Here is a 20,692-nt window from a genome sequence, read left to right as displayed (position 1 = left end):
ACGACCCGCGCCCGCCGGACGGCGCAAACCCCTACGGCGAAGACGCGTCGGCGGCACACACCACCCGTTGCCAGCGCACCGCGTTGTTGGCCAAGCCGCCACGGTTCCAGCGCTGGTCGAGCGGCTGGGCATGACCGTCGGCGTCGGTTGCGCGTGCGCCCACGGCATACTCGCCGGGCGACGCGGCCCACGTGAGCTGCCACGCCTGCCAAGCCCACCGGTGCCCGTTCGTGACCGGGTCGAGGTGGGCTGACGCCCAGGAGGCGCCGCCATCCGTGCTGACGTCCACCGAGGAAACGGGCCCCCGGCCGGACCAGGCACGACCGAAGAGCCTCACCGGCCCCGGCCGTACCACCCGTGTCCGGGACATGAAGTCGGGGAACCCCGGGGGGACGCACAGCGCGCGCGGCGCGATCCGTGTGACCGGCTCGCCCTCGTCGTCGGCGGCGCGCCGGATCCGGTAGGCGACCGAGTGCTGGAATCCCGTGAACGGCACGTCGGTGACGGTGACCGAGCGCAGCCATTTCACGTGCGCCATGCCGTACCAGCCGGGCACGATCAGGCGGAGCGGCCGGCCGTGCTGCGGGGGCAGCGGCGCGCCGTTCATCTCGGTGGCGATCAGCACCCGGGGATCGTCGCCGGCGGCGACGGCCAGGGGCAGGGCGCGCTGGTAGTCCTGCTCGACCCCCCGCTCGACTCCGTGGTCGGCTCCGGTGAAGACGACGTCCACGGCCGCCGGATCCGCGCCGGCCTCGGCGAGCAGCAGCCCGAGCGGCACTCCGGTCCAGTCGGCGGTGCCGACCGCCTCTACCAGCCACGGCTGGCTGACCGGCCGGGGGGTGAGCAGGGCCCGGCCGTTGCCCGCGCACTCCAGCGTGACCCGGGTAGTGACCTGCGGGAAGGACAGCAGGTCGGCGAGGGACAGGTCGAGCGGGGTGCGCACCCGGCCGTCGACGGTCAGCCGCCAGGCACCGGCGTCCGGCACGTACGGGATGTCGTAGTGCGTGAGGACGTAGTGCAGCCCGGGCGGGGTGACGTCGTGCCGGAGCGCCTCCAGGGGCAGACCGTGGTTGCGGGTGGCCAGCGCGAGTTCGTCGGCGCCGATCCCCTCGCCTGGGCCGGCCAGCCGGGCGGGGGCGCTCACGTCGCCGGGTCGCTGACCCATGCCGTCATTGTGCTCCCGGCACACCGGCCGGCGACAAGAGCGCCGCTGATCAATAGGCGATGCGGTCGGCCTTGGCCAGCCACGTGTCGAACGGCTGGGTGCGGTTGGGCAGGTCCAGGTGCTCGACCGCCATGGGCCACGCCGAGTGGGGCCTCTTCTCGAACAGGTCGTAGAACTTGCGGTCGTCGAAGCCGGCCACCGCGGCGTCGTGTCGGTCGGCGGAGTAGACGAGCCGGTCGACCCGGGCCCACAGGGCGGCGGACAGGCACATCGGGCATGGCTCACATGAGGTGATCAGGACGCAGCCTTCGAGGGAGAAGGTGTTCAGCCTCTTGCAGGCGGCGCGCATCGCGCTGACCTCGGCGTGCGCGACGGGGTCCAGGGTGGAGGTGACCTGGTTGTTGCCGGTGGCGACGACCTCGCCGTCCTTGGCGACCAGGGCGCCGAACGGGCCGCCGCCGTTGGTCACGCTGGTGGTGGCCAGGATGATCGCCTTTTCCATCCAGGCGCGCTCGGAGTCCTGGATGTTCGCTTCCTGGGCGTGCGTGGTCATGATCGCTCCTTCGGGGAGGTGGGGTGGGTGGTGCGGGGTGTCGCCGCCCGGCGGGACGGTGCACGGGCAGCCGGTCAGGGGGGCGTGGTCGGACGTCGTAGAGCTGTTCCGGCGGGACCGGCGTGTGGGTGAGGTTCAGGCCGGTGGCGTTGCGGACGGCGTTCTCGACGGCCGGGGTGGCGGAGATGGTGAGCGGTGCGCCGACCGGACAGCGTCTCAGCCAAGATTTCCCCCCTGTGTGACCGGATGTCAGTCCCATCTGCTGCCACTCGCTGTGCGTCGTTGCAGCTTGTACGAGGAGTACACAGTCAACGGGGTAGAGTCAGCCAGGCGTGGAAGGCATGAAAGCAGCCACCGGACGCCACACGATCTTTGGAGAGTCCTACAAGAACCGGCCACGTTCTCGGCGTGAGGAAACTCCTACGGCATGCCCGGCGGACCGTCGCTCCGGCGGCCCCGCGCAAGGTGTTGCCCCGCTTGGTGACGGCGAGAGGGAGTTCGGGCGGGGAGCAGCCCTCATGCGGGTCTCGACCGGGCGGACGTCCTGTCGGCGGAGCCGTGCCGCTGGTGCTCGGGCTGCTGTGCCTGCGGGGCGGCTTCTGACCTGGGGAAAGGTCAGGAGCCGGACTGCTCGGCCGTGGCCAGGCCTTCCGTCCACTTCTCCTCGATGCGGCCCGCCTTCCACACCAGCAGGGCGATCGCCCAGGTGGCGAAGAACAGGCCGACGATGACGAACCCGACGGTGTTGAGGTCGAGGCCGGAGACCCAGTCCCAGAAGGCGCCGTGCAGGTCGAGCTTGTCGGCGAGGAGGCCGAGGAGTTCGACGGTGCCGATGATGAGGGCGACGGCGACGGACAGCCCGGTGATGGTGAGGTTGTAGTAGACCTTGCGGACCGGCTTGGAGAACGCCCACTCGTAGGCGAAGTTCATGAACGAGCCGTCGATGGTGTCCAGCAGGGACATGCCGGCCGCGAAGAGGACGGGCAGGCAGAGGATCGCGTACCAGGGCAGGCCCGAGGCGGCGCCGGAGCCGGCGAGGACCAGCAGGGCGATCTCCGTCGCGGTGTCGAAGCCGAGGCCGAACAGCAGGCCCAGCGGGTACATCTGCCACGGCTTGCTGATCGAGCCGGTGACCCGGCCCAGCAGGCGGTTCATGAAGCCGCGGTTGTTCAGCTGCGTCTCCAGCGCGGCCTCGTCGTAGGCGCCGGAGCGCATCTGCCGGAAGACCTTCCAGATGCCGGCCAGGATCACGAGGTTGATGCCGGCGATGAGGTAGAGGAAGGTGCCGGAGACCGTCGTACCGATCAGGCCGGTGACCTGGTGCAGGTGTGAGTTGTCGTCGCGGACCGGTCCGGCCAGGGTCTTCAAGCCGAGCGAGAGCAGCAGCGAGAGGCCGAAGACGATGCTGGAGTGACCGAGGGAGAACCAGAAGCCGACCGAGAGCGGGCGCTGTCCCTCGCCCATCAGCTTGCGGGTGGTGTTGTCGATCGCCGCGATGTGGTCGGCGTCGAAGGCGTGCCGCATGCCGAGGGTGTAGGCGGTGACACCGATGCCGATGCCGAAGGACTGGGTTCCCACGCTGAGGTGCTGCGGAGCGATGACGCCGATCAGCAGGCCCCAGCCGATGATGTGCAGGGCGAGCACGAACGCGGCCATTCCGCCGACCCGGGTCCATTCCTGACGCGTCATGGAGCCGCGGACACGCTGCCAGGCCGAGCGCTTGGCGTCGGCCTGGGCGGGGAGGGACGGAGCGGAACCAGGGGCGGCCGTCATCGGGAGGGGCATCCTTCTGTGGTGCGGGTACGGCTGCACAGCGCAGCCGTGCGCTATACAACCGTACTTGCAACCAATGTGCAATAAGGCCCCCGGAGCCGTCAGGCGGAGAGCATGCCCCGGCCCAGCCAGTCCTCGGTGTCCCGGACGCCGGGCAGGGCGAAGAAGTAGCCGCCGCCCGTCGGGGAGATGTAGTCCACCAGGGGCTCGTCGATCAGCCGGGTCTGCACGGCCTCGAACTGGCGCTTGACGTCCTGGTTGTAGCAGCAGAAGACCAGGCCCATGTCGAGGTTGCCGACGTTGTCCACGCCCCGGTCGTAGTTGTAGCCGCGGCGCAGGATCCGGGAGCCGTCGGTCTCGGCCTTGCGCGGGTTGGCGAGGCGGATGTGGGCGTCGAGCGGGATCGCGGTGCCGTGCGGGTCCTTGGCGTACTGGGGGATGTCGGTCTCCTTGGCGCCGTCGAGCGGGGCGCCGGTGTCCTTGCGGCGGCCGAACATTTTCTCCTGCTCGGTGAGCGAGACCCGGTCCCAGAACTCGACCAGCATCCGGATGATCCGGATGACCTGGTAGCTGCCGCCCTTGGTCCAGGCCGGCTCGCCCTGGCCGTCGCCGACCCAGATCAGCTTGTCCGTCTCGCGCGCGGAGGTGACGTCCGGATTGGCGATGCCGTCCTTGAAGCCGAGCAGGTTGCGCTGGGCGCCGGTGGGGCGTGGGGCGTTCTGGAAGCCGTCGATGCGCCACTTGATCTGCATGGCGCCCCGGGTGTGCCGGGCTATGTCGCGCAGCGCGTGCAGCACGGTGTCCGTGCTCTGGGCGCAGATCTGCAGGGACAGGTCGCCATGGCACTCGGCGGCCTTCAGGTTGTCGTTGGGGAAGGTCCGCATCGGGGTGAGCCGGGCGGGCCGGACCTTGGCGAGGCCGTAGCGGTCGTCGAAGAGGGAGGCGCCGACGCCGACGGTGACGGTGAGGGCGTCGGAGGGCACCTCGGGGCCGAGGATGCCGTTGTCGGAGGGCGGCGCGCCGACGCCCAGGTCGGTGGGGGTGCCTCCGGAGGTGAGGAAGCGGGCCCGCTCGGTGATGGTCCGCAGCAGGTCGGTCAGGCCCTTGCGGTCGTCGGCGATGACGTCCAGGGAGACGAAGGTGGCGGCGGCCGGTGCCGGGGTGATGATGCCGGCCTGGTGGGCGCCGTGGAAGGGGACCTTCGCCGTGCCGTCCGGGCCGGTGGTCTGCGCCTGGGCCGTGCCGCCGCTCTCGCCGAGGGCGAAGCCGCCGCCAGCCAGGACCGCTCCGGCGGCACCGGCGCCCAGCGCGGTCCGCACGAAGGAGCGGCGGGCGGGGCCGACCGGGCAGGCCGACGGTTCGGCAGTGGACATCGCAGGGTTCCCTTCGGGGTGTGGGTGGGCGGACATCGTCGGGCGGGCGTCGGTCATCAGGCGGACTTCCGGATCTCGAGCAGGTCCGGGATGGGGGCGAGGTCTTCCAGCAGCTGGCCGGTGGCGCCGTTCAGCCGCTGCCGGTCGGCCTGGGCGAGCTGGTCGACGGGGGTCCAGTGGGTGCCGTCGTGGGCGGCGTCCAGGAGTTTCTGCACGCGGGCGATGTCCGCGTCGACCGTCGGGAGCAGCTTCGGGGCGCGGCTGGTGAGCAGCGGCTTGAGGACGGTGAGCAGCTCGCGGGTGCCGGCCAGGTTGGCGTCGGCGGTGGCGAGGTTCGTGCCGCTGCCCTCGTCGGTGTCGCCGGTCAGCTCGAACTGGAGGGTGTTCTCCAGGATCTCGTGCGTGCGCAGCGGCAGGTCGCCGGGGTCGAAGTCCTGGCTCGGGAACGCCTTCTGCAGTCCGGCGGAGTCGGTGGCGAGCTGCTGGGCGGGGCCGGTCAGGTCCTTGGCCGACTGACCGTGCCACAGGCCGTACTCGATGCGGTGGAAGCCGCTGAAGTTCTTGTCGTTCACACCGTTGGTCAGCCCGTCGGCCCGGCCGTTGATCTTCTTGTCGAAGTCCTCGAAGGTGCCGTAGGCAGCGCCTAGCGAGGAGTAGGTCAGGTGGGCGGTGAGCCAGTCGGTGCGGGCCTTGTCCAGGTGGTTGCCCCGGATGTCGTCGGCGAGGGTCCTGGTCTGACCGACGAGGGTGGCCAGGCCCTGGCCGACGTAGGCCTTGTACGCCGTCAGCGGTGCGGCGAGGTCCTGCTCGGAGACGGGGACGACCGGCTTGGCCGCGCCGCCGCCGCTGACGGTGACCGCCTTGGAGGTGACGGCCTTGCCGCCGGTGGGGACGCAGCGCCAGGCGTAGGTGCCGCCGGCGACGGTGGCGACGAGGTCGCGGGTGGTACCGGGGGCGAGGCCCTCGATCTCGCCGTAGACCGCGCTGGTCGACGGGTCGATGAGGTACACCTCGGAGGTCTTGCCGCCGGTGTTGTGCATCTGGAAGGACTGCCGGCCGGGCTTGGGCGCGGTGAAGCCCTTGCCGCACTCGGTCTCGGAGACGGCGACGGTCTGGTCACCGGCGGGCTTGGGCCGGGAGAGGGCGACGACGAGTCCGGCGATCACGGCGGGTACGGCGACCACGGCGGCGGGCACCACCCAGACCGGGCGGCGCCGCTCGGGCCGGCCGGCCTTCGGCTGCGGCTCGGGGCGTTCCTTCGCCGGCTTCGGGGCGGTGGTCCGCACACCGCGCACGAACAGCGTCATCACGACGACCAGGTAGGCGACGTAGGCCACCACCTGGAGCCAGGTCATGGTCGGGGTGAGATTGAACACGCCCTGGACGAGGGTGCTGTACCAGGAGCCGGCGTCGACGCTGCTCGCGAGGTCGACCGCATAGGCGGCCTTGCCGGGCAGCACGCCGCCCTCCTGCAGGTCACGCAGGCCGTAACCGAGGACGCCGGCCGCGATGACGATCAGCACGGCGCCGGTGGCGGTGAAGAACTTCGTCAGGTTGATCTTCAGCACGCGCCGGTACAGGCCCCAGCACAGGCCTACCGCAAGGGCGAGGCCGATGGCGGCGCCGGTCAGCGGTCCGGCCGACTCGCCGGCCGCCTGCGCGGTGGTCCACAGGAAGAGGGCCGTCTCCAGGCCCTCACGGCCGACCGCGAGGAAGGAGGTCAGGATCAGGACCCCGGAGCCCATGGCGAGGGCGCCGGTCACCTTCTCCTTCAGCTCGCCGGAGAGACTGCGGGCCGAGCGGCGCATCCAGAAGACCATGGCGGTGACGAACGCGACGGCGATCACGCTGAGGATGCCGCCGAACGCCTCCTGCGCGGTCTGCGGCATGGACGCGGCGGTGAACGTGAGCACCGCGCCGAAGCTCATGGCCACGGCGACGGCGGCCAGGACGCCGGTCCACACCTGGGGCAGCCGCGACCGCGCTTCGGCCCTGACCAGGGTGGCGACGAGAATGGAGACGATCAGTCCGGCTTCGAGCCCCTCCCTGAGTCCGATCAGGAAACTCGGAAACGCGTCGTCCCACATGCCCTGCTGCCCTCCCTGTTAGTTAGTGAAGGCATACCTTACCTTCGCGGACCATCATGACCACGATCATGTAGTCGACTGGTCATAAACCGGCAACGGGAAAGTAAAGTCCGGGAACGTTCGCCACTCTCCGTTCGTCTACAGTCCGTTGGAACGTCTACAAATGTGTAGTCAAACCTTGTCGAGGCAAGTCGAGGGAAAGGGCGTACGGCGATGGCCACTCCCCCACACCTGGCGTCGCAGCTCGCGGTCAACGTGCTCGACGCCCACTCGCTGCTCGCCGCCTTCGGCGTGCTCGGCGTCGGCGTCGTGCTCTTCGCCGAGACGGGCCTGCTGATCGGGTTCTTCCTGCCCGGAGACTCCCTGCTGTTCACCGCCGGGCTGCTGTGCACGGGCAGGTCCGACAGCGGGGTGCACCTCTCGCTCGGCCCGCTGCTCGTCGCGGCGGCCGTCGGCGCGCTGGCCGGCGCCCAGTGCGGGTTCCTGATCGGGCGGAAGGCGGGCGGCGCGCTGCTGGCCCGCAGCCGGTCGGCGAAGCTGCGCGAGGGCGCGCAGCGCGCCGAGGAAATGCTGGAGCGGTACGGACACGCGAAGGCGATCGTGCTGGCCCGCTTCATCCCCGTGGTGCGCACGGTACTGAACCCGCTGGCCGGCGCGCTCGAGGTCCCGTCCCGGACGTTCACCCTCTGGCAGGTGGCGGGCGGGCTCGTGTGGAGCCTCGGTGTCACGCTCGCCGGATACGCGCTGGGCTCCTCGATCCCGAACATCGACAAGTATCTGCTGCCGGTGATCGCGCTGATCGTCGTCGTGTCCCTCCTCCCGCTCGCGGCCGAGGTGCTGCGCTCCCGCAGGGCGGCCAAGGAGGAGGCGAGCTGATGCTGTCCGCCCTGTCGGGCTCGTCGGTCGACGGGCCGCTGTACACCGACGTGGTGGACCTGGCGCACCGCTCCCCCGGCTGGCTGGACGCAGCGATCGCCATGTGGTCGGCGTACGGACTGGCGGTGTTCGCACTGCTCATGGTGGTGGGCTGGTGGCGGGCCCGCCGGGACGGGGCGACCGCGGCCATGACCGCGCTGACCGTGCCCGTGGCGGTGCTGGTGGCGTTCGCCGTGAACAGCGCCGTGAAACCGCTGGTCGCCGAGGACCGGCCGTGCCGCCACCTGGCGTTCCGCACGCTGGAGGCGTGTCCGGCGCGGGGCGACTGGGCGTTCCCGAGCAATCACACCGCGATCGCCTGGGCCGCGGCGGTCGCCCTGTTCTTCGTCTCCCGGCGGCTGGGCGCGGTCGCCTCGGTGTGCGCCCTCGCCATGGCGGCCTCCCGGGTGTGGGTCGGGGTGCACTATCCGCACGACGTCGTCGCGGGGGCGGCGCTCGGCGGGCTGGTCGGCTTCCTGTCCATGATCGTCCTGCGCCGCTGGCCGACCTGCCTCGCGGGGCGGCTGTCGGCGACCCGGCTGCGCCCGCTGCTGGTCGCGGGCACCGCATGAAGCCCGGGAAGGTCGCGGAGCCGGCGGGCACGGTGGCCCTCGGCGCCTGGATGGCGTTCGCCGCACTGGCCGCTGTGGTGGTGAGCGACCAGGCCGGACCCCTCGGCGTGGACCGGGGCCTGCTGTCGTGGTCCGCCGGGCACCGCCCGCCGCTCGCGCTGACGCTGGCCCGCGGCCTGACCGACACAGGCACGGGCGTCGTGCCGTACGTCCTGGTGATCCTGGCCGGGCTGATCGCGGGCCGCACCTGGCGGCAGCGGCTGGTGGCCGTGCCGCTCGGCGTGGTCTGCCTGGGCGCGGGCCAGGCGGTGCGGTACGGCGTGATGGAGCTGGTCGCCAGGGCCCGGCCGCCGCACCACTACTGGCAGGCCCACGCCTCCGGCTGGTCCTTCCCCTCCGGTCACACCACCACGTCCGCGCTGACGGCGGGCCTGCTGATGGTGGCGCTGTACCTGCGCGCCCCGCGCGGCAGGACCGTGCTGTGTCTGCTGGTCGCATGCTGGGGGGCGGGGGTCGGGCTGACCCGTGTCTTCCTGGGCGTGCACTGGTTCACCGACGTGGTCGGCGGCTGGCTGCTCGCCGTCGGCTGGCTCGGCGTGTTCGTCTGCGCGGTGGCCCGGTGGCTGCCCGGTCGATATGTCCCCCGTGCCCCTGAGCCCGGCACACCCCACTCGAACAACGCGGCCGACGGGCCGGTGGAGAGACATGCGCCCCAGGATCCTCATCGTCGAGGACGATCACGCCCTGCGTGACGTGCTGCGCCGTGGTCTGCAGGACGAGGAGTTCGACACGGTCTGTGCCGGCGACGGCGCCACCGCCCTGCGGCTGGCGACACCTGACGTGTCCGCCGTCGTGCTGGACGTCGGCCTGCCCGACGCCGACGGCCGCGACGTCTGCCAGGCGATGCGGGCCAACGGCTTCCTCGCCCCGGTCGTCTTCCTGACCGCGCGGCACGGACTGACGGACCGCCTGTCCGGGTTCTCGGCCGGCGGGGACGACTACCTGCCCAAGCCGTTCCACCTCGCCGAGCTGGCCGCCCGGCTGCGCGCCGCCCTGCGCCGGGCCGCACCGCCGGCGGCGTCGGCCACCGCGGAGGAAGAGGAACTGGTGCTGGACGCCGTACGGCACAGCGCCACCGTGTCCGGCAGGCGCGTCGATCTCACACCGACGGAGTTCCGGCTGCTGGCGGCACTCAGCGCGGCCGGCGGGGAGCTGGTGCGCCGCCGCGAACTGGTGCGTGCGGGCTGGCCGGAGGGGGCACAGGTCAGCGACAACACCCTGGACCAGTATCTGACCCGGCTGCGCCGCAAGCTGCGCGCCGCGGGCAGCGAGCGGACGATCGCCACCGCACGCGGGATCGGCCACCGTCTGACATGAGGCCGCCGCACCACACGCGATCACCCCGAGCGCCTCGCGCCACGCCCTCCTGCGCGGCCGGCTCTCCCTCGTCGTACTGACCCACCCGTCGTACGGATCACCGCCGCACGGCCGACCGGCCCGCGTCACCCTGGCCGATCGCTGCCCGCGCCCCGGCGCGGCGCCGGGTCAGGGCGCGGCGTGCGGGCCGTCCGGGCGGGCGGTGCGCAGCCGGACCGTCTCGTGGCTGAGTTCGCCGGTCTCCGACTCCGGGAGCCGCTCGAAGCCGTCCGCCGTGATCACGCAGACGACGGGGAAGATGCGGCGGTTCACATCGGGGCCGCCGGTGGCCGAGTCGTCGTCCGCCGCGTCGTAGAGCGCCTGGAGTGCGGCGAGGACGGCCTCGCGCCGGGAGAGACCCGGCCGGTACAGCTTCTTCAGGGCGCCGCGGGCGTACGGAGAGCCGGAGCCCTCGGCGTAGAAGTCATGCTTCTCGTAGAGGCCGCCGGCCGCGTCGAAGCCGAAGATGCGGCCGCGGCCGCCGTCGGGCGCGGTGAGGTCGTACCCGGCGAGCAGCGGGACGACGGCGAGGCCCTGTATGGCCTGGGCGAGGTTGTCCCGGATCATGGCCGCGAGCCGGGTCGCCTTGCCGGCCAGGGTCATGGGGGTGCCCTCGATCTTCTCGAAGTGCGTGAGTTCGACCTGGTAGAGCCGCACCATGTCGACGGCGAGGCCGACGGTGCCGGCGAAGGCGACGGCTGTGTGGTCGTCGGCGGGGTGCACCTTCTCCAGGTCGCGCTGGGCGATCAGGTTGCCCATGGTGGCGCGGCGGTCGCCGGCGATCAGCACGCCGTCGCGGTAGGTGAGGGCGAGCACGGTGGTGCCGTGCGGGAACCGGTCGGGAGCCATCCGCGTCCCGGCGGGCAGCACGGGCGCCATGGGCAGCAGCCCGGGGCGGTGCGCAGCCAGGAACTCTGTGAAGGACGACGTCCCCGGCGTGAAGAACGCCTCGCCCGGCAAGCCCGCTGTGTCGTTCCCCGGCATGGCTCTCCCCCTCCTGTGCGGCATGCGACACCCGACTCCTACCTGCGGCGGGCGTGCGGGAAACTCCCCGTTCTCACAGCGCCTTGCGCCGCACCAGCACCCCGAGCACCAGCAGCCCCGGCAGCAGGGGCAGCCACACGGTCAGCAGCCGGTACCCGAGCACGGCGGAGGCGGCGGCCGCGCCGGGGGCGCCGGAGACGGTGAGGGCGAGCGCGAGCGCCGCGTCCAGGGAGCCGAGACCGCCCGGGGTGGGAAGCAGGGCGGCGGCGCTGCTGGCGGCGAGGTACAGCAGGGCCACCTGGAGCGGGGGCAGCGGCAGTTCGACCGCCTGGGCGACGGCGATGAGGACGAGCGAGTGCAGCGCGGCGAAGGCGAGGGAACCGCCCCACAGGGCGGCCGCTCGCGCGGGGCAGGTGTGCAGGGCGCGGATGTCGGCCAGGACGGCCGTGAGGGCCCCGCGGCAGCGCGCCCACCAGGGGGTGACCGGCAGGGCCGCGAGCAGCACGAGTCCGCCCAGGGCGACGGCGAGGGTCGTCGGGGTGGGATGCGGCGCACGCAGCAGTCCCGGGCAGGCCGGGACGAGCAGCGCGATCAGTGCCAGGCGGACCGTGGCACCGGCGGTGGCCTTGACGGCGAGGGCGCTGGCCGAGCGGCCGGCGGGCAGTCCGCAGCGCATCAGGAACCTGAGGTTCACCGCGCCCGCGCCGAGTCCGGCGGGCAGCAGATGGTTGGCGGCGGAGGCGGCGAACTGGGCGGCGACCAGCCGGGATCCGGGCAGCCGCCGGAGCACCGCGCCCTGCTGGGCGAGCGCCGAGGCGGCCCAGGTGCCGAGGGCCGCCGTCGCCCCGACCAGCAGCCAGCCCTGGTCGGCTCCGGCCAGCCGCCCGGCTCCGCTCTCCAGCGCGGGCCAGTGCCGGCGGGCCAGGTACAGCCCGCCGAGCAGGACGGCCAGCAGGACGCCGGCGTGCCAATAGGCGTGCCGGCGGCCCGGGGACAGGGCGATTTCCGGCGGGGACTCCAGCGGCCGTCCCTCGGTGCGGAGCGGGGCGGTCATCGGCCTCCCCCGGGTACGGAGTAGTACAGCCGCTGTCCGCCGAGCGGTTCCGACGGCCAGTCGCGGGCGTATTCCGGCGGCCGGGTGCCGTCGGGCACCAGCGCGGCGACCGGGATCCGCCGGGCGGTCCCGCCGATGGTCTCCTGGGTGCTGTTGGCGTTGTGCCCGGCCGTCGCAGCCGAGGAGCAGCCGGTGTAGAACGCCACGGGGACGGCCCCGTCCCCGGTGAGCAGGCAGGGCGGGCGGACGCCGAGCCGGTGCAGCGCTGCGGCGGTGCGGGACCAGCCCCGGCGGTCCTCGGTGGTGTTGTCGACCGTGTTCTCCAGGACGGCCAGCTGCACCGCGAGGTGGGCGGCAAGTCCGAGGCAGAGCAGTGTGGCGACGACCGGCCGCCAGGGCCGGCGCGGCGCCGTGACCAGGTACGCCAGCGCGCCTGCGACCGGGAGTGCGAGCAGGGCGTAGGCCGGCAGCAGGAAGCGCGGGGCGGCGTAGCCGATCATGAACAGGTACGGGAAGGCGGCGGTGGCCGCGCAGGCGAGGGGCAGCAGCGTGGCCGTCGTACGCCGGGCGCGGACGGCGACGACGAGCCCGAGCACGGCGAGCAGCGGCAGGACGAACCACCAGACGGTGACCACGGGGTGCGGGACGGCACCGGTGCAGGGCCGGCACAGCGCCCGGCCGCCGAGGCTGCGCAGCTGGTCGACGACGGCGAGATGCCAGCCGAGGCCGCCCTGGATCGCGGAGCCCTCGGACAGCCGGTGCAGCAGGCCGCCGTAGTCGGCGTACGCCTCGGCCACCCACTCGGCGGCGCCGGCCGCGAGCCCGGCGAGCAGCACCGCGAGGGGGCGCCAGTGGCGGCGTGCCAGGCCGACGGCGAGGAGTGGCAGCACCGCCCAGACGGCGTCCGTGGGCCGCATCAGGGCCATCAGCGCGGCACTCGCCGCCAGGCCCCACAGGGCGCCGCGGTCGGTGCGGTCGGCGCGGGCCCGCAGGAAGCAGGCGACGGCGGCCAGGGCGCCGACGGCGACCCAGTAGTTGGGCATGGCCTGCGGGCCGTAGAACAGGGTGACCCACAGGGAGGCGAAGAGGGCGCCGGCGAGGGCGAGCACCCGGACCGGGAACAGGCCGCGCCAGGCGCGCAGGGCCAGGTAGAGGGCGAGGCCGGACAGGAGGGCGAGGTAGGTCCGCAGCAGTGCCGTGGAGGTGGACCAGGAGGCGACGGGCGCGACCAGCAGGGGGACGCCCCGGGCCCGGGGTGCGCTGAAGAAGGCGGCGGGTGCCTGGGGACTGACCTGGCTGACGTACACCGTCTCGTCCCAGCCGAGGCCCATACCGGGCCGGACCAGGAGCAGTTGGGCCAGGGTGAAGGCGGCGGCGACGGCCGCGAGCGGGGCGGACGTGGGGACCGGCCGGATGCCGCCGGACGTGCGCGACGAGCGGGAGCGCCGGAGCCCGGCGAGTGTGGCGTGCGCGCTGCCGGCCATCATCACCCCTCTGCCCCCGCGGCGTGTGGGGACCAGGTCACCCTACAACCTGTAGGGTCGCGAACGGGAGTCGGGGAAAACACCGCCAAACTACCCCGAATAACTGCCGCATGCCGGACGGACGGGGCCATCCGGCCGACGGCACTACGCGCTGTAAGGTTGGGCCATGGCTGGCACAGGGTCCCGCGGCAGGGCGGAGCGGCGCAGCGCCGGTGCGCTGGAGAGCGAGGTACTGGCCACGCTCTGGGCCACCGAGCGGCCCCTGACGCCGGCCGAGATACAGGCCGAGATCGACGGGGCGCTCGCCTACAACACGGTGCACACCATCCTCAAACGCCTGTACGACAAAGGGCTGGTGCTCCGGGACGCCGACGGGCGGCGCGGCGCGTACCGCCCCGCGAAGAACGCGGCCGAGCTGACCGCCGAGGCGATGCACGAGGCCCTGGACCGGGGCCCGGATCCGATCGCCGCGCTCCAGCAGTTCGTGACCGGGCTGAGCCCCGAGGAGGAGCGGGCGCTGCGCGAACTGCTCGCCGGAGGCGGCGCATGAGGTTCGACGTGTACACCCCGCCGGTGCTGTCCCTGCTGCTGTCGGTGGCCGGCCCGCTGATCGCCCGCCGGGTCGCTCCGGCGCTCGCCGCGCGCGTGCTCACCTCGGCGGCCGTGCTGACGGCCGCGGCCACCACCTGGTCACTGGTCCTGCTGGCCGCAGCGCTCCTCGGCGATGCGCCGCCGGTGATCCGCGAGGCGCGGGAGGACGGGCATCCGGTGGCGGATCCGGTGCCCGGGGCGATCGGCCTCGCCGCCTGCCTGGCGCTGGCGGTGATCGCCGTACGGGTGTACCGGGCCGTCCGCGCCGAGCGTCGCACCCGGCGGGCCCTGCGCCGGCTGTGCGCGGGACACCCGGCGGACACCGAGCTGATCGTCGCCGCCTCCGAGGTGCCGCAGGCGTTCGCGATCCCCGGCCGGCCGGGCCGGATCCTGGTGACCTCGGCGATGCTGCGCGCGCTCGAGCCCGCCGAGCGCCGGGTGCTCCTCGCGCACGAGCGTGCCCATCTCGCCCACCGGCACGGGCCGTTGGTCACGGCGGCGACGCTCGCGGCCGCGGCCGACCCGCTGCTCGCTCCGGTGCGCAAGGCCGTGGGTTTCCTCGTGGAGCGGTGGGCCGACGAGCAGGCGGCGGCCACGGTCGGCGACCGGCGCACCACCGCCCGGGCGCTGGCCCGGGCCGCGCTCACCGCCGGCCCTGCCCGCACCGCCTGCGCCCTGCACTTCACCGACCGCGCCGTCACCCGGCGGATCACGGCGCTGCAGACGAGCCCGCCTCCACTGCTGTGGCCCGCCGCCGCGGCCGTCCTCCTCCTCGGCACCCTCGCCGCACTGCTGGCCGCGGACGCGACGGGCGACTTGCTGCGGCAGCTGTCGGGAGTGCTGGACTGAGGCGACCACGTTGGCCGGGCAGACCGGCGCCCGACCGGTCGACGGCACGGCAGCGCCCCTCAAGGGGCGCGGGGCGGTATCGACATGCGGCTCCGCCGCGTGGGCGCGACCAGCCACGACGGCGCCGCGGACGCCCGACGACACGTCCCGGCACGCACAATTGCGACTGTCAACCCCCGTTCGGTACCCGGTGCAGCGGCTGATCCGGCGTCGGTCGGCGGCCGGCCGGCGGCACCGCCCGCACCGCGGGCTCGTCCGTGCTCACGGTGAGCGGCTCACCATGGTGCCGCAGGCCCAGCGGCGGCCCGTCCAGCAGCGCGTACGTCGCCTTGTCCGCGCCGATGTCCACGCGCAGCCGCCGGCCGCGGAACTCCACGTGGAAGGCGAGCCGGCTCAGCCGCTCGGGCAGCCGTGGCGCGAACCGCAGGCGCTCGCCGTCGCGGCGCATCCCGCCGAAGCCCGCCACCAGCGCCATCCAGGTACCGGCCAGGGAGGCGATGTGCAGCCCGTCGCGGGTGTTGTGCTCCAGGTCCTGCAGATCCATCAGCGCCGCCTCGGTGGTGTAGGCCCAGGCGAGGTCCGGATGGCCGGTCTGGGCGGCGATCACGGCCTGGCAGCACGCGGACAGGGAGGAGTCCCGCACGGTCAGCGGCTCGTAGTAGGCGAAGTTCCGGGCGACCTGCTCCGCGCCCTCCGCCCCCTCTGCGCCCTTCTCGCCGTACCCCTTCTCGAAGAAGTCCGCGCAGGTGTACATGGCCAGCACCAGGTCGGCCTGTTTGACGACCTGCTTGCGGTAGAGGTCGAAGTAGGGGAAGTGCAGCAGCAGCGGGTACTGGTCGGGGCGGGTGCCGGCGAAGTCCCAGCGCTGGTAGCGGGTGAACCCGGCGTGCTGCTCGTGGACGCGGAGTTCGTCGTTGTAGGGGACGTGCATGGCCTCGGCGGCGTCCCGCCAGGCCGCGCTCTCCTCCTCGTCCACGCCGAGCCGTGCCGCCTCGCGCGGATGGCGTTCGGCGGCGTCGGCCGCAGAGCGCAGGTTCTGCCGGGCCATGAGGTTGGTGTAGGTGTTGTCGTCGGCGATCGCGCTGTACTCGTCGGGGCCGGTGACGCCGTCGATGTGGAAGACCCCGTGGGCGTCGTGGTGGCCCAGCGAGCGCCACAACCGAGCCGTCTCCACCAGCAGTTCCACGCCCACCTCGCGCTCGAAGCGCGTGTCGCCGGTGGCCTCGACGTACCGGACCACCGCGTCGGCTATGCCGGCGTTCACATGGAAGGCGGCGGTGCCGGCCGGCCAGTACGCCGAGCCCTCCGGGCCCGCGATGGTCCGCCAGGGGAACGCGGCTCCGCCGAGCCCCAGTTGGGCCGCGCGTTCGCGGGCCTCGTCCAGGGTGTTGTACCGCCAGCGCAGCGCCTCGGCGACCGCCGCGGGCGCGGTGTGGGTGAGCACGGGCAGCACGAACATCTCGGTGTCCCAGAAGGCGTGCCCGTCGTAGCCGGAGCCGGTCAGGCCCTTCGCCGGGATGGCGCGCTGCTCGGCGCGGGCCCCGGCCTGCAGGACGTGGAACAGGGCGAAGCGGACGGCCTGTTGGACCTGCTCGTCGCCCTCCGCCTCGACGTCGGCGCGGGACCAGAAGTCGTCCAGGCAGGCCCGCTGGTCCGCCAGCAGGCCCTGCCAGCCGTCGTGCGCGGCAGCGGCGAGCGCGGCGTCGACCTGGTCGGCCATCGCGGGCAGCGAACGGGCACCGGACCAGCCGTGCGCGACCAGCTTCTCCACCCGTAGGCGCTGCCCGGGCTCCAGCACGGAGGTGACCGTCAGCCGGGCCACGTCGGTGCCGCTCTCGCTGCGGGTGGTGGTGCGCTCGGGACCGCTGACGACGTGGTCGGCTGCCACGGCCACCCTGAGGCCGCTGCGCCGGGTGCGGTGCACCAGCCGCAGCCGGCCGCCGGAGGCGAAGTGGTCCTCCTGCTCCAGCGGCGACTGCAGCGCCATGGCCGCGCGCGGGTCGCCGTTCGACCCGGGCAGGGTCTCGTTGGCGACGAGCTCGGACTGGATCACCACCCGGCTGCGGCACCCGACGGCCTGAACCTCGTAGGCGATCGCGGCCACCGCGCGCTGGGTCAGGGACACCAGCCGGGTCGAGCGCACCCGGACCGTGGAGCCCGCCGGCGAGGTCCACTCGCAGGTCCGCTCCAGCACCCCGCGGCGCAGATCGAGGACCCGCTCGTGGGCGACGAGCCGGCCGTAGCGCAGGTCGAACGGCTCGTCGTCCACCAGCAGCCTGAGGATCTTGCCGTTGGTGACGTTGATGACCGTCTGGCCCGACTCCGGGTAGCCGTAGCCGGCCTCCGCGTACGGCAGCGGGTGCACCTCGTGCACGCCGTTGAGGTAGCTGCCGGGCAGGCCGTGCGGTTCGCCCTCGTCGAGGTTGCCGCGCCAGCCGACGTGCCCGTTGGACAGCGCGAACACCGACTCGCTCTGGGCGAGCACGTCGAGATCGAGGGCGGTCTCCCGTACGGCCCACGGCTCCACGCTGTACGACCGGTCGGTGATCACTGCTTGCCTCCCAGCTCGGCGAGATCCTTCACCACGATGCTCGCGCCGTGCGCGTACAGGGCGTGGGCCTGGCCCACGCGGTCCAGGCCCACGACGTATCCGAAGCCGCCGGCGCGGCCGGCTTCCATGCCGGCCAGCGCGTCCTCGAAGACGGCGGCCCGGGACGGCTCGACGCCCAGGTCGTGGGCGGCGGCGAGAAAGGTGTCGGGGTGCGGTTTGCCCGGCAGGTGCCGTTCGGCGGCCACGACACCGTCGATGCGTACGTCGAAGAAGTGCTCGGCGCCGACGGAGCGCAGTACGTCCTGGCAGTTGGCGCTGGAGGAGACGATCGCGGTGCGCAGCCCCTCGGCGCGCACGGCCTCCAGATAGCGCAGGGTGCCCTCGTAGGCCTCGACGCCGCCGGTGCGGATCCGCTCCAGCAGCAGGACGTTCTTGCGGTTGCCGAGGCCGTGCACGGTGCGGGCGTCCGGTGGGTCCTCGGGGGTGCCCTCGGGCAGGTGGATGCCGCGCGAGTCGAGGAAGGCACGGACGCCGTCGGCGCGGGGGCGGCCGTCGACGTACTCGTCGTAGTCGGCGACCGCGTCGAAGGGCCGCCCCCGCTCCCCCGCGTAGTCCCGCAGGAACGCGTCGAACGTCTCCTTCCAGGCCGCCGCGTGCACGACGGCCGTCTTGGTGACGACCCCGTCGAGGTCGAAGAGACAGGCCTGGATTCCGTCGGGCAGACCGAGCTGAGTCATACCCAGCACTGTTCCCCATGCGGGGCCGTCCAGTGAGTGGCACACGCCACACACCGCGCGAACTCCTGGTGACACACTCTGCTGTGTGCCGCTGACCTTCGACGACCTCCTCGACCGCGCCCGTGGCCTCGTCCGGGACGGCCGGCGTGCCCTGCTGGGCATCGCGGGCAGCCCCGGGGCGGGCAAGACCACGCTCGCCGAGCACCTGGTGCGCACCCTGAACGCCGACGGGCCGCCCTGGGCCGCACACGTGCCCATGGACGGTTTCCACCTCGCCGACACCGAACTGGACCGGCTCGGCCGCCGGGACCGCAAGGGCGCGCCGGACACCTTCGACGCGGCCGGGTACGCGGCGCTGCTGCGGCGGCTGCGCGAGGACACGGACGACGTGGTGTACGCGCCCGGGTTCGAGCGGGTGCTGGAGCAGCCCATCGCCGGCGCGATCCCGGTGCCGCCGACTGCGCGGCTGGTGGTGACCGAGGGCAACTACCTTCTGCTGACGGAGGGGTCGTGGGCGCGCGTGCGGCCGTGCCTGGACGAGGTGTGGTTCTGCGAGACGGCCGAGGACGAGCGGATCCGCCGGCTGGTCGCCCGGCACGAGGAGTTCGGCAAGGACCACGAGACGGCCGTGGCCTGGGTAGGAGGCACGGACCAGCGCAACGCCGACCTGGTGGCCACGACGCGGGGGCGGGCGGACCTGGTGGTGCCGGCCGGCGCGCTGCCGGCACCAGTGCTCCCCGAGCGCTGAGGACGCTCAGCGCCGGAGGGTGAGGGACGGCTCCCCCCGGCGGTCGCCCGCCACCGCGCCGACGACCGCCGTGAACGCCTCCGTGCGTACGGTGAGCCCGTCCACGCCGCCCTCGAACATCGGCTCGAACGCTCCGCCCGGCCCGTACCGCACGGCGAACACGTGCAGGCCCTCCGGCGCGCCCGGTGCCGGTTCGGCCTCCAGGGCGCTGGAGGAGACCAGGTGGCGCCAGCCCTCGTCGGGGTTGCCGTAGCCGCGCGGGTCGGCGGCGAGCGCGAACGCGGCCTGCTCCTGGGTGAGTTCACCGCGGGCGTCGAAGTGGTCGGAGCCCGAGGCCGTGGGATGGGTGAGGCGCAGGCCGCCCGCCGAGGCGACCTCGCCCCCGGCGCTGCGGCGCACCCGGTCGCCGTCGTCGGCGGCGTACGGCAGCCCGGACAGCAGGTAGGGCGCCCCGTCGAGCCGCTCCACCGCGACCGTCACCCACAGGCGCGTGCCGTCGGTGACGTACAGCGAGCGCACATGGCGCAGGACGTGGTCGCGGCCGACGACCGGCTTGGTCACCAGCTTCGCCGCGAGCCCGGCGGCGCGGACGTCCCGGACCCGGACCTCTCCCATCGGGCGGCACAGCAGGAAGCCGTCGGTGACCGGCCCGAACCCGTGCTGTCGGTGCACGGCCGCGGGCAGATAGTAGGTGCCGCCCGCCTCGATGAGCGAGGGCGTCATCCGGCTGTCGAAGGCGACCGAGACCGTGTCGAGGCGCAGTTGGTGCCGGGCGGGAGCCGTCGACGGCGTGCGGTGCCAGCGGGTGGGATCCTGGATCTGCCAGACCAGCATGAAGGCGAAGTGCCCGTCGATTCCGCCGTCGGCCCCGACCGCGTGCCTGCCCCAGCGGGTGTCGCCCCGGTAGCGGCCCAGGTCGGCGCCGATGCGCGCCCCGAAGTACCGTAGTCCCAGGACGGATTCGAAGCCGGAGTGCTGTTCGCTGTAGCGGGGCCCGCCGTTGTCGTAGCCGCCGGACGTCAACCGGGCGTCGATGTAACGGGCGAGGGTGTCGCCGTCCTCGGCGAAGATCTCCTCCCCGCTGACCCAGTGGGCCTGGGCCAGGAAGGACAGAGAAATCGGGCCGTAGTTGTTGTCGTAGGCGCCGCCGTGCTCGGGGGGCAGCAGCGCGCCCCGGTCGCGGACGCGGTGGGCGCGGATCTCGTCGGCGTACAGGGCCAAGGCGCGCGCCCGGACCGACTCGCCCTGTGCTGCCGGGAGATGGCGGGCCAGCATCAGGCCGCCGACCACACAGCCGATGGCCTGGTTGCCGGCCTCCTGCGGGTTGAAGAAGGTGGCCTCGGTGAGCCACCGCCAGTAGCCGTGCGCCAGCTCCATCAGCTCCGCGCGCCGGCCGTCGTCCAGGAGGCCGTCGGCCGTGTCGAGGACGTTGACCGCCTGGAGCAGCGCCCAGACCGTGCTGGGCCAGTCGCCGATCGGGTGGGCACCGGATTCGAGGACGTAACGGGCGTACGGCAGGCCCGAGTTGGTGATCCGGAGATTCGGGTAGCCCGGGTTGTCGCCGGTGTACACGCGCTCGCGCAGATGGAAGGCGAGGGAGCGGCGGACCGCCTCCGCCGGCCGGGGGTCCTTGCGGCGCTGCCAGGCGAGGGCGAGCAGGGAGGTGATGCCGAGGGAGGTGTCGCCGATGTCGTCGTGGGCGTCGGGGTGTTCGAGGTTGCCCTCGGGGGTCATCCGGGCGAGAGCCTGCTCGGTGACGTCGGCGAGGACGGCGTCGTACGCCTGCGGGGTGTCCGGCAGGTCGTGCAGCGGGCCGCGCTGGTGGGGCAGGTGCACGCCG

18 protein-coding genes are annotated in these 20,692 nt (G+C 73.2%); 7 read left to right on the top strand and 11 right to left on the bottom strand.

Features of this window, described 5'->3' with window-relative positions; translation table 11 throughout:
- Positions 1-31: 31 nt before the first annotated feature.
- From ACWC2T_RS12815 to efeU, 5 genes are all read right to left on the bottom strand, one after another.
- Complete coding sequence (locus ACWC2T_RS12815) at positions 32-1,165, bottom strand: molybdopterin-dependent oxidoreductase (RefSeq protein ID WP_450670375.1); 1,134 nt, start codon at positions 1,163-1,165, stop codon at positions 32-34.
- A 49-nt stretch (positions 1,166-1,214) separates the two neighbouring features.
- Entirely contained in the window at positions 1,215-1,718 is a 504-nt protein-coding gene (locus tag ACWC2T_RS12810) for a nucleoside deaminase (RefSeq protein WP_450670374.1), read from the bottom strand.
- A gap of 615 nt (positions 1,719-2,333) precedes the next feature.
- Positions 2,334-3,491, bottom strand: a complete 1,158-nt coding sequence (locus tag ACWC2T_RS12805) for a HoxN/HupN/NixA family nickel/cobalt transporter (RefSeq protein ID WP_450670373.1) — start codon at positions 3,489-3,491, stop codon at positions 2,334-2,336.
- Positions 3,492-3,592: 101 nt separating this feature from the next.
- Complete coding sequence (gene efeB, locus ACWC2T_RS12800; protein ID WP_450670372.1) at positions 3,593-4,864, bottom strand: iron uptake transporter deferrochelatase/peroxidase subunit; 1,272 nt, start codon at positions 4,862-4,864, stop codon at positions 3,593-3,595.
- A 56-nt stretch (positions 4,865-4,920) separates the two neighbouring features.
- Positions 4,921-6,951, bottom strand: coding sequence for an iron uptake transporter permease EfeU (gene efeU, locus ACWC2T_RS12795; protein ID WP_450670371.1), 2,031 nt, complete (start codon positions 6,949-6,951; stop codon positions 4,921-4,923).
- 213 nt (positions 6,952-7,164) lie between these two features.
- On the opposite strand from efeU, the gene ACWC2T_RS12790 reads away from it, so the two are divergent.
- Genes ACWC2T_RS12790 through ACWC2T_RS12775 form a run of 4 tightly spaced genes read left to right on the top strand, consistent with a single transcriptional unit; the run spans position 7,165 to position 9,815 of the window.
- Complete coding sequence (locus tag ACWC2T_RS12790; RefSeq protein ID WP_450670370.1) at positions 7,165-7,827, top strand: DedA family protein; 663 nt, start codon at positions 7,165-7,167, stop codon at positions 7,825-7,827.
- Entirely contained in the window at positions 7,827-8,438 is a 612-nt protein-coding gene (locus ACWC2T_RS12785) for a phosphatase PAP2 family protein (RefSeq protein WP_450670369.1), read from the top strand. The genes ACWC2T_RS12790 and ACWC2T_RS12785 overlap by 1 nt, the downstream gene beginning before the upstream one ends.
- Positions 8,435-9,190, top strand: coding sequence for a phosphatase PAP2 family protein (locus ACWC2T_RS12780; protein WP_450670368.1), 756 nt, complete (start codon positions 8,435-8,437; stop codon positions 9,188-9,190). Before ACWC2T_RS12785 ends, ACWC2T_RS12780 begins: the two co-directional genes overlap by 4 nt.
- Positions 9,144-9,815, top strand: coding sequence for a response regulator transcription factor (locus ACWC2T_RS12775; RefSeq protein ID WP_450670367.1), 672 nt, complete (start codon positions 9,144-9,146; stop codon positions 9,813-9,815). The genes ACWC2T_RS12780 and ACWC2T_RS12775 overlap by 47 nt, the downstream gene beginning before the upstream one ends.
- 168 nt (positions 9,816-9,983) lie before the next feature.
- On the opposite strand, the gene prcB is transcribed toward ACWC2T_RS12775, so the two are convergent.
- The 3 genes from prcB to ACWC2T_RS12760 all read right to left on the bottom strand — a co-directional run bounded on the left by prcB (position 9,984) and on the right by ACWC2T_RS12760 (position 13,376).
- On the bottom strand, positions 9,984-10,838 hold the full coding sequence (gene prcB, locus ACWC2T_RS12770; RefSeq protein WP_450670366.1) for a proteasome subunit beta: 855 nt from the start codon (positions 10,836-10,838) through the stop codon (positions 9,984-9,986).
- 73 nt (positions 10,839-10,911) lie between these two features.
- Positions 10,912-11,892, bottom strand: coding sequence for a lysylphosphatidylglycerol synthase domain-containing protein (locus ACWC2T_RS12765; protein WP_450670365.1), 981 nt, complete (start codon positions 11,890-11,892; stop codon positions 10,912-10,914).
- Positions 11,889-13,376: a hypothetical protein gene (locus tag ACWC2T_RS12760; RefSeq protein ID WP_450670364.1), complete on the bottom strand. Its 1,488-nt coding sequence runs from the start codon at positions 13,374-13,376 to the stop codon at positions 11,889-11,891. Before ACWC2T_RS12760 ends, ACWC2T_RS12765 begins: the two co-directional genes overlap by 4 nt.
- A 166-nt stretch (positions 13,377-13,542) precedes the next feature.
- Here ACWC2T_RS12760 and ACWC2T_RS12755 point away from each other — a divergent pair, with 166 nt between their 5' ends.
- Positions 13,543-13,926, top strand: a complete 384-nt coding sequence (locus ACWC2T_RS12755) for a BlaI/MecI/CopY family transcriptional regulator (RefSeq protein ID WP_450670363.1) — start codon at positions 13,543-13,545, stop codon at positions 13,924-13,926.
- Positions 13,923-14,816, top strand: a complete 894-nt coding sequence (locus tag ACWC2T_RS12750; protein ID WP_450670362.1) for a M48 family metalloprotease — start codon at positions 13,923-13,925, stop codon at positions 14,814-14,816. The genes ACWC2T_RS12755 and ACWC2T_RS12750 overlap by 4 nt, the downstream gene beginning before the upstream one ends.
- A 169-nt stretch (positions 14,817-14,985) precedes the next feature.
- On the opposite strand, the gene ACWC2T_RS12745 is transcribed toward ACWC2T_RS12750, so the two are convergent.
- Together ACWC2T_RS12745 and ACWC2T_RS12740 are read right to left on the bottom strand one after the other, a co-directional pair.
- Positions 14,986-17,367 carry a glycoside hydrolase family 65 protein gene (locus ACWC2T_RS12745; protein WP_450670361.1) on the bottom strand — a complete coding sequence of 794 codons (2,382 nt, stop codon included), beginning with the start codon at positions 17,365-17,367 and terminating at the stop codon, positions 14,986-14,988.
- The gene (locus ACWC2T_RS12740) at positions 17,364-18,104 is read right to left on the bottom strand and encodes an HAD family hydrolase (RefSeq protein WP_450670360.1); all 741 of its coding nucleotides are present in this window, start codon (positions 18,102-18,104) and stop codon (positions 17,364-17,366) included. Before ACWC2T_RS12740 ends, ACWC2T_RS12745 begins: the two co-directional genes overlap by 4 nt.
- An 85-nt stretch (positions 18,105-18,189) precedes the next feature.
- On the opposite strand from ACWC2T_RS12740, the gene ACWC2T_RS12735 reads away from it, so the two are divergent.
- Positions 18,190-18,852, top strand: coding sequence for a nucleoside/nucleotide kinase family protein (locus ACWC2T_RS12735; RefSeq protein WP_450670359.1), 663 nt, complete (start codon positions 18,190-18,192; stop codon positions 18,850-18,852).
- Between the two features lie 6 nt (positions 18,853-18,858).
- Here ACWC2T_RS12735 and ACWC2T_RS12730 read toward each other — a convergent pair whose 3' ends face one another.
- Positions 18,859-20,688: a hypothetical protein gene (locus ACWC2T_RS12730; RefSeq protein WP_450670358.1), complete on the bottom strand. Its 1,830-nt coding sequence runs from the start codon at positions 20,686-20,688 to the stop codon at positions 18,859-18,861.
- Positions 20,689-20,692 lie beyond the last annotated feature (4 nt).

The organism is Streptomyces sp. NPDC001393 (genome assembly GCF_053597455.1).
This window is presented reverse-complemented; position numbering and strand designations above follow the sequence as displayed.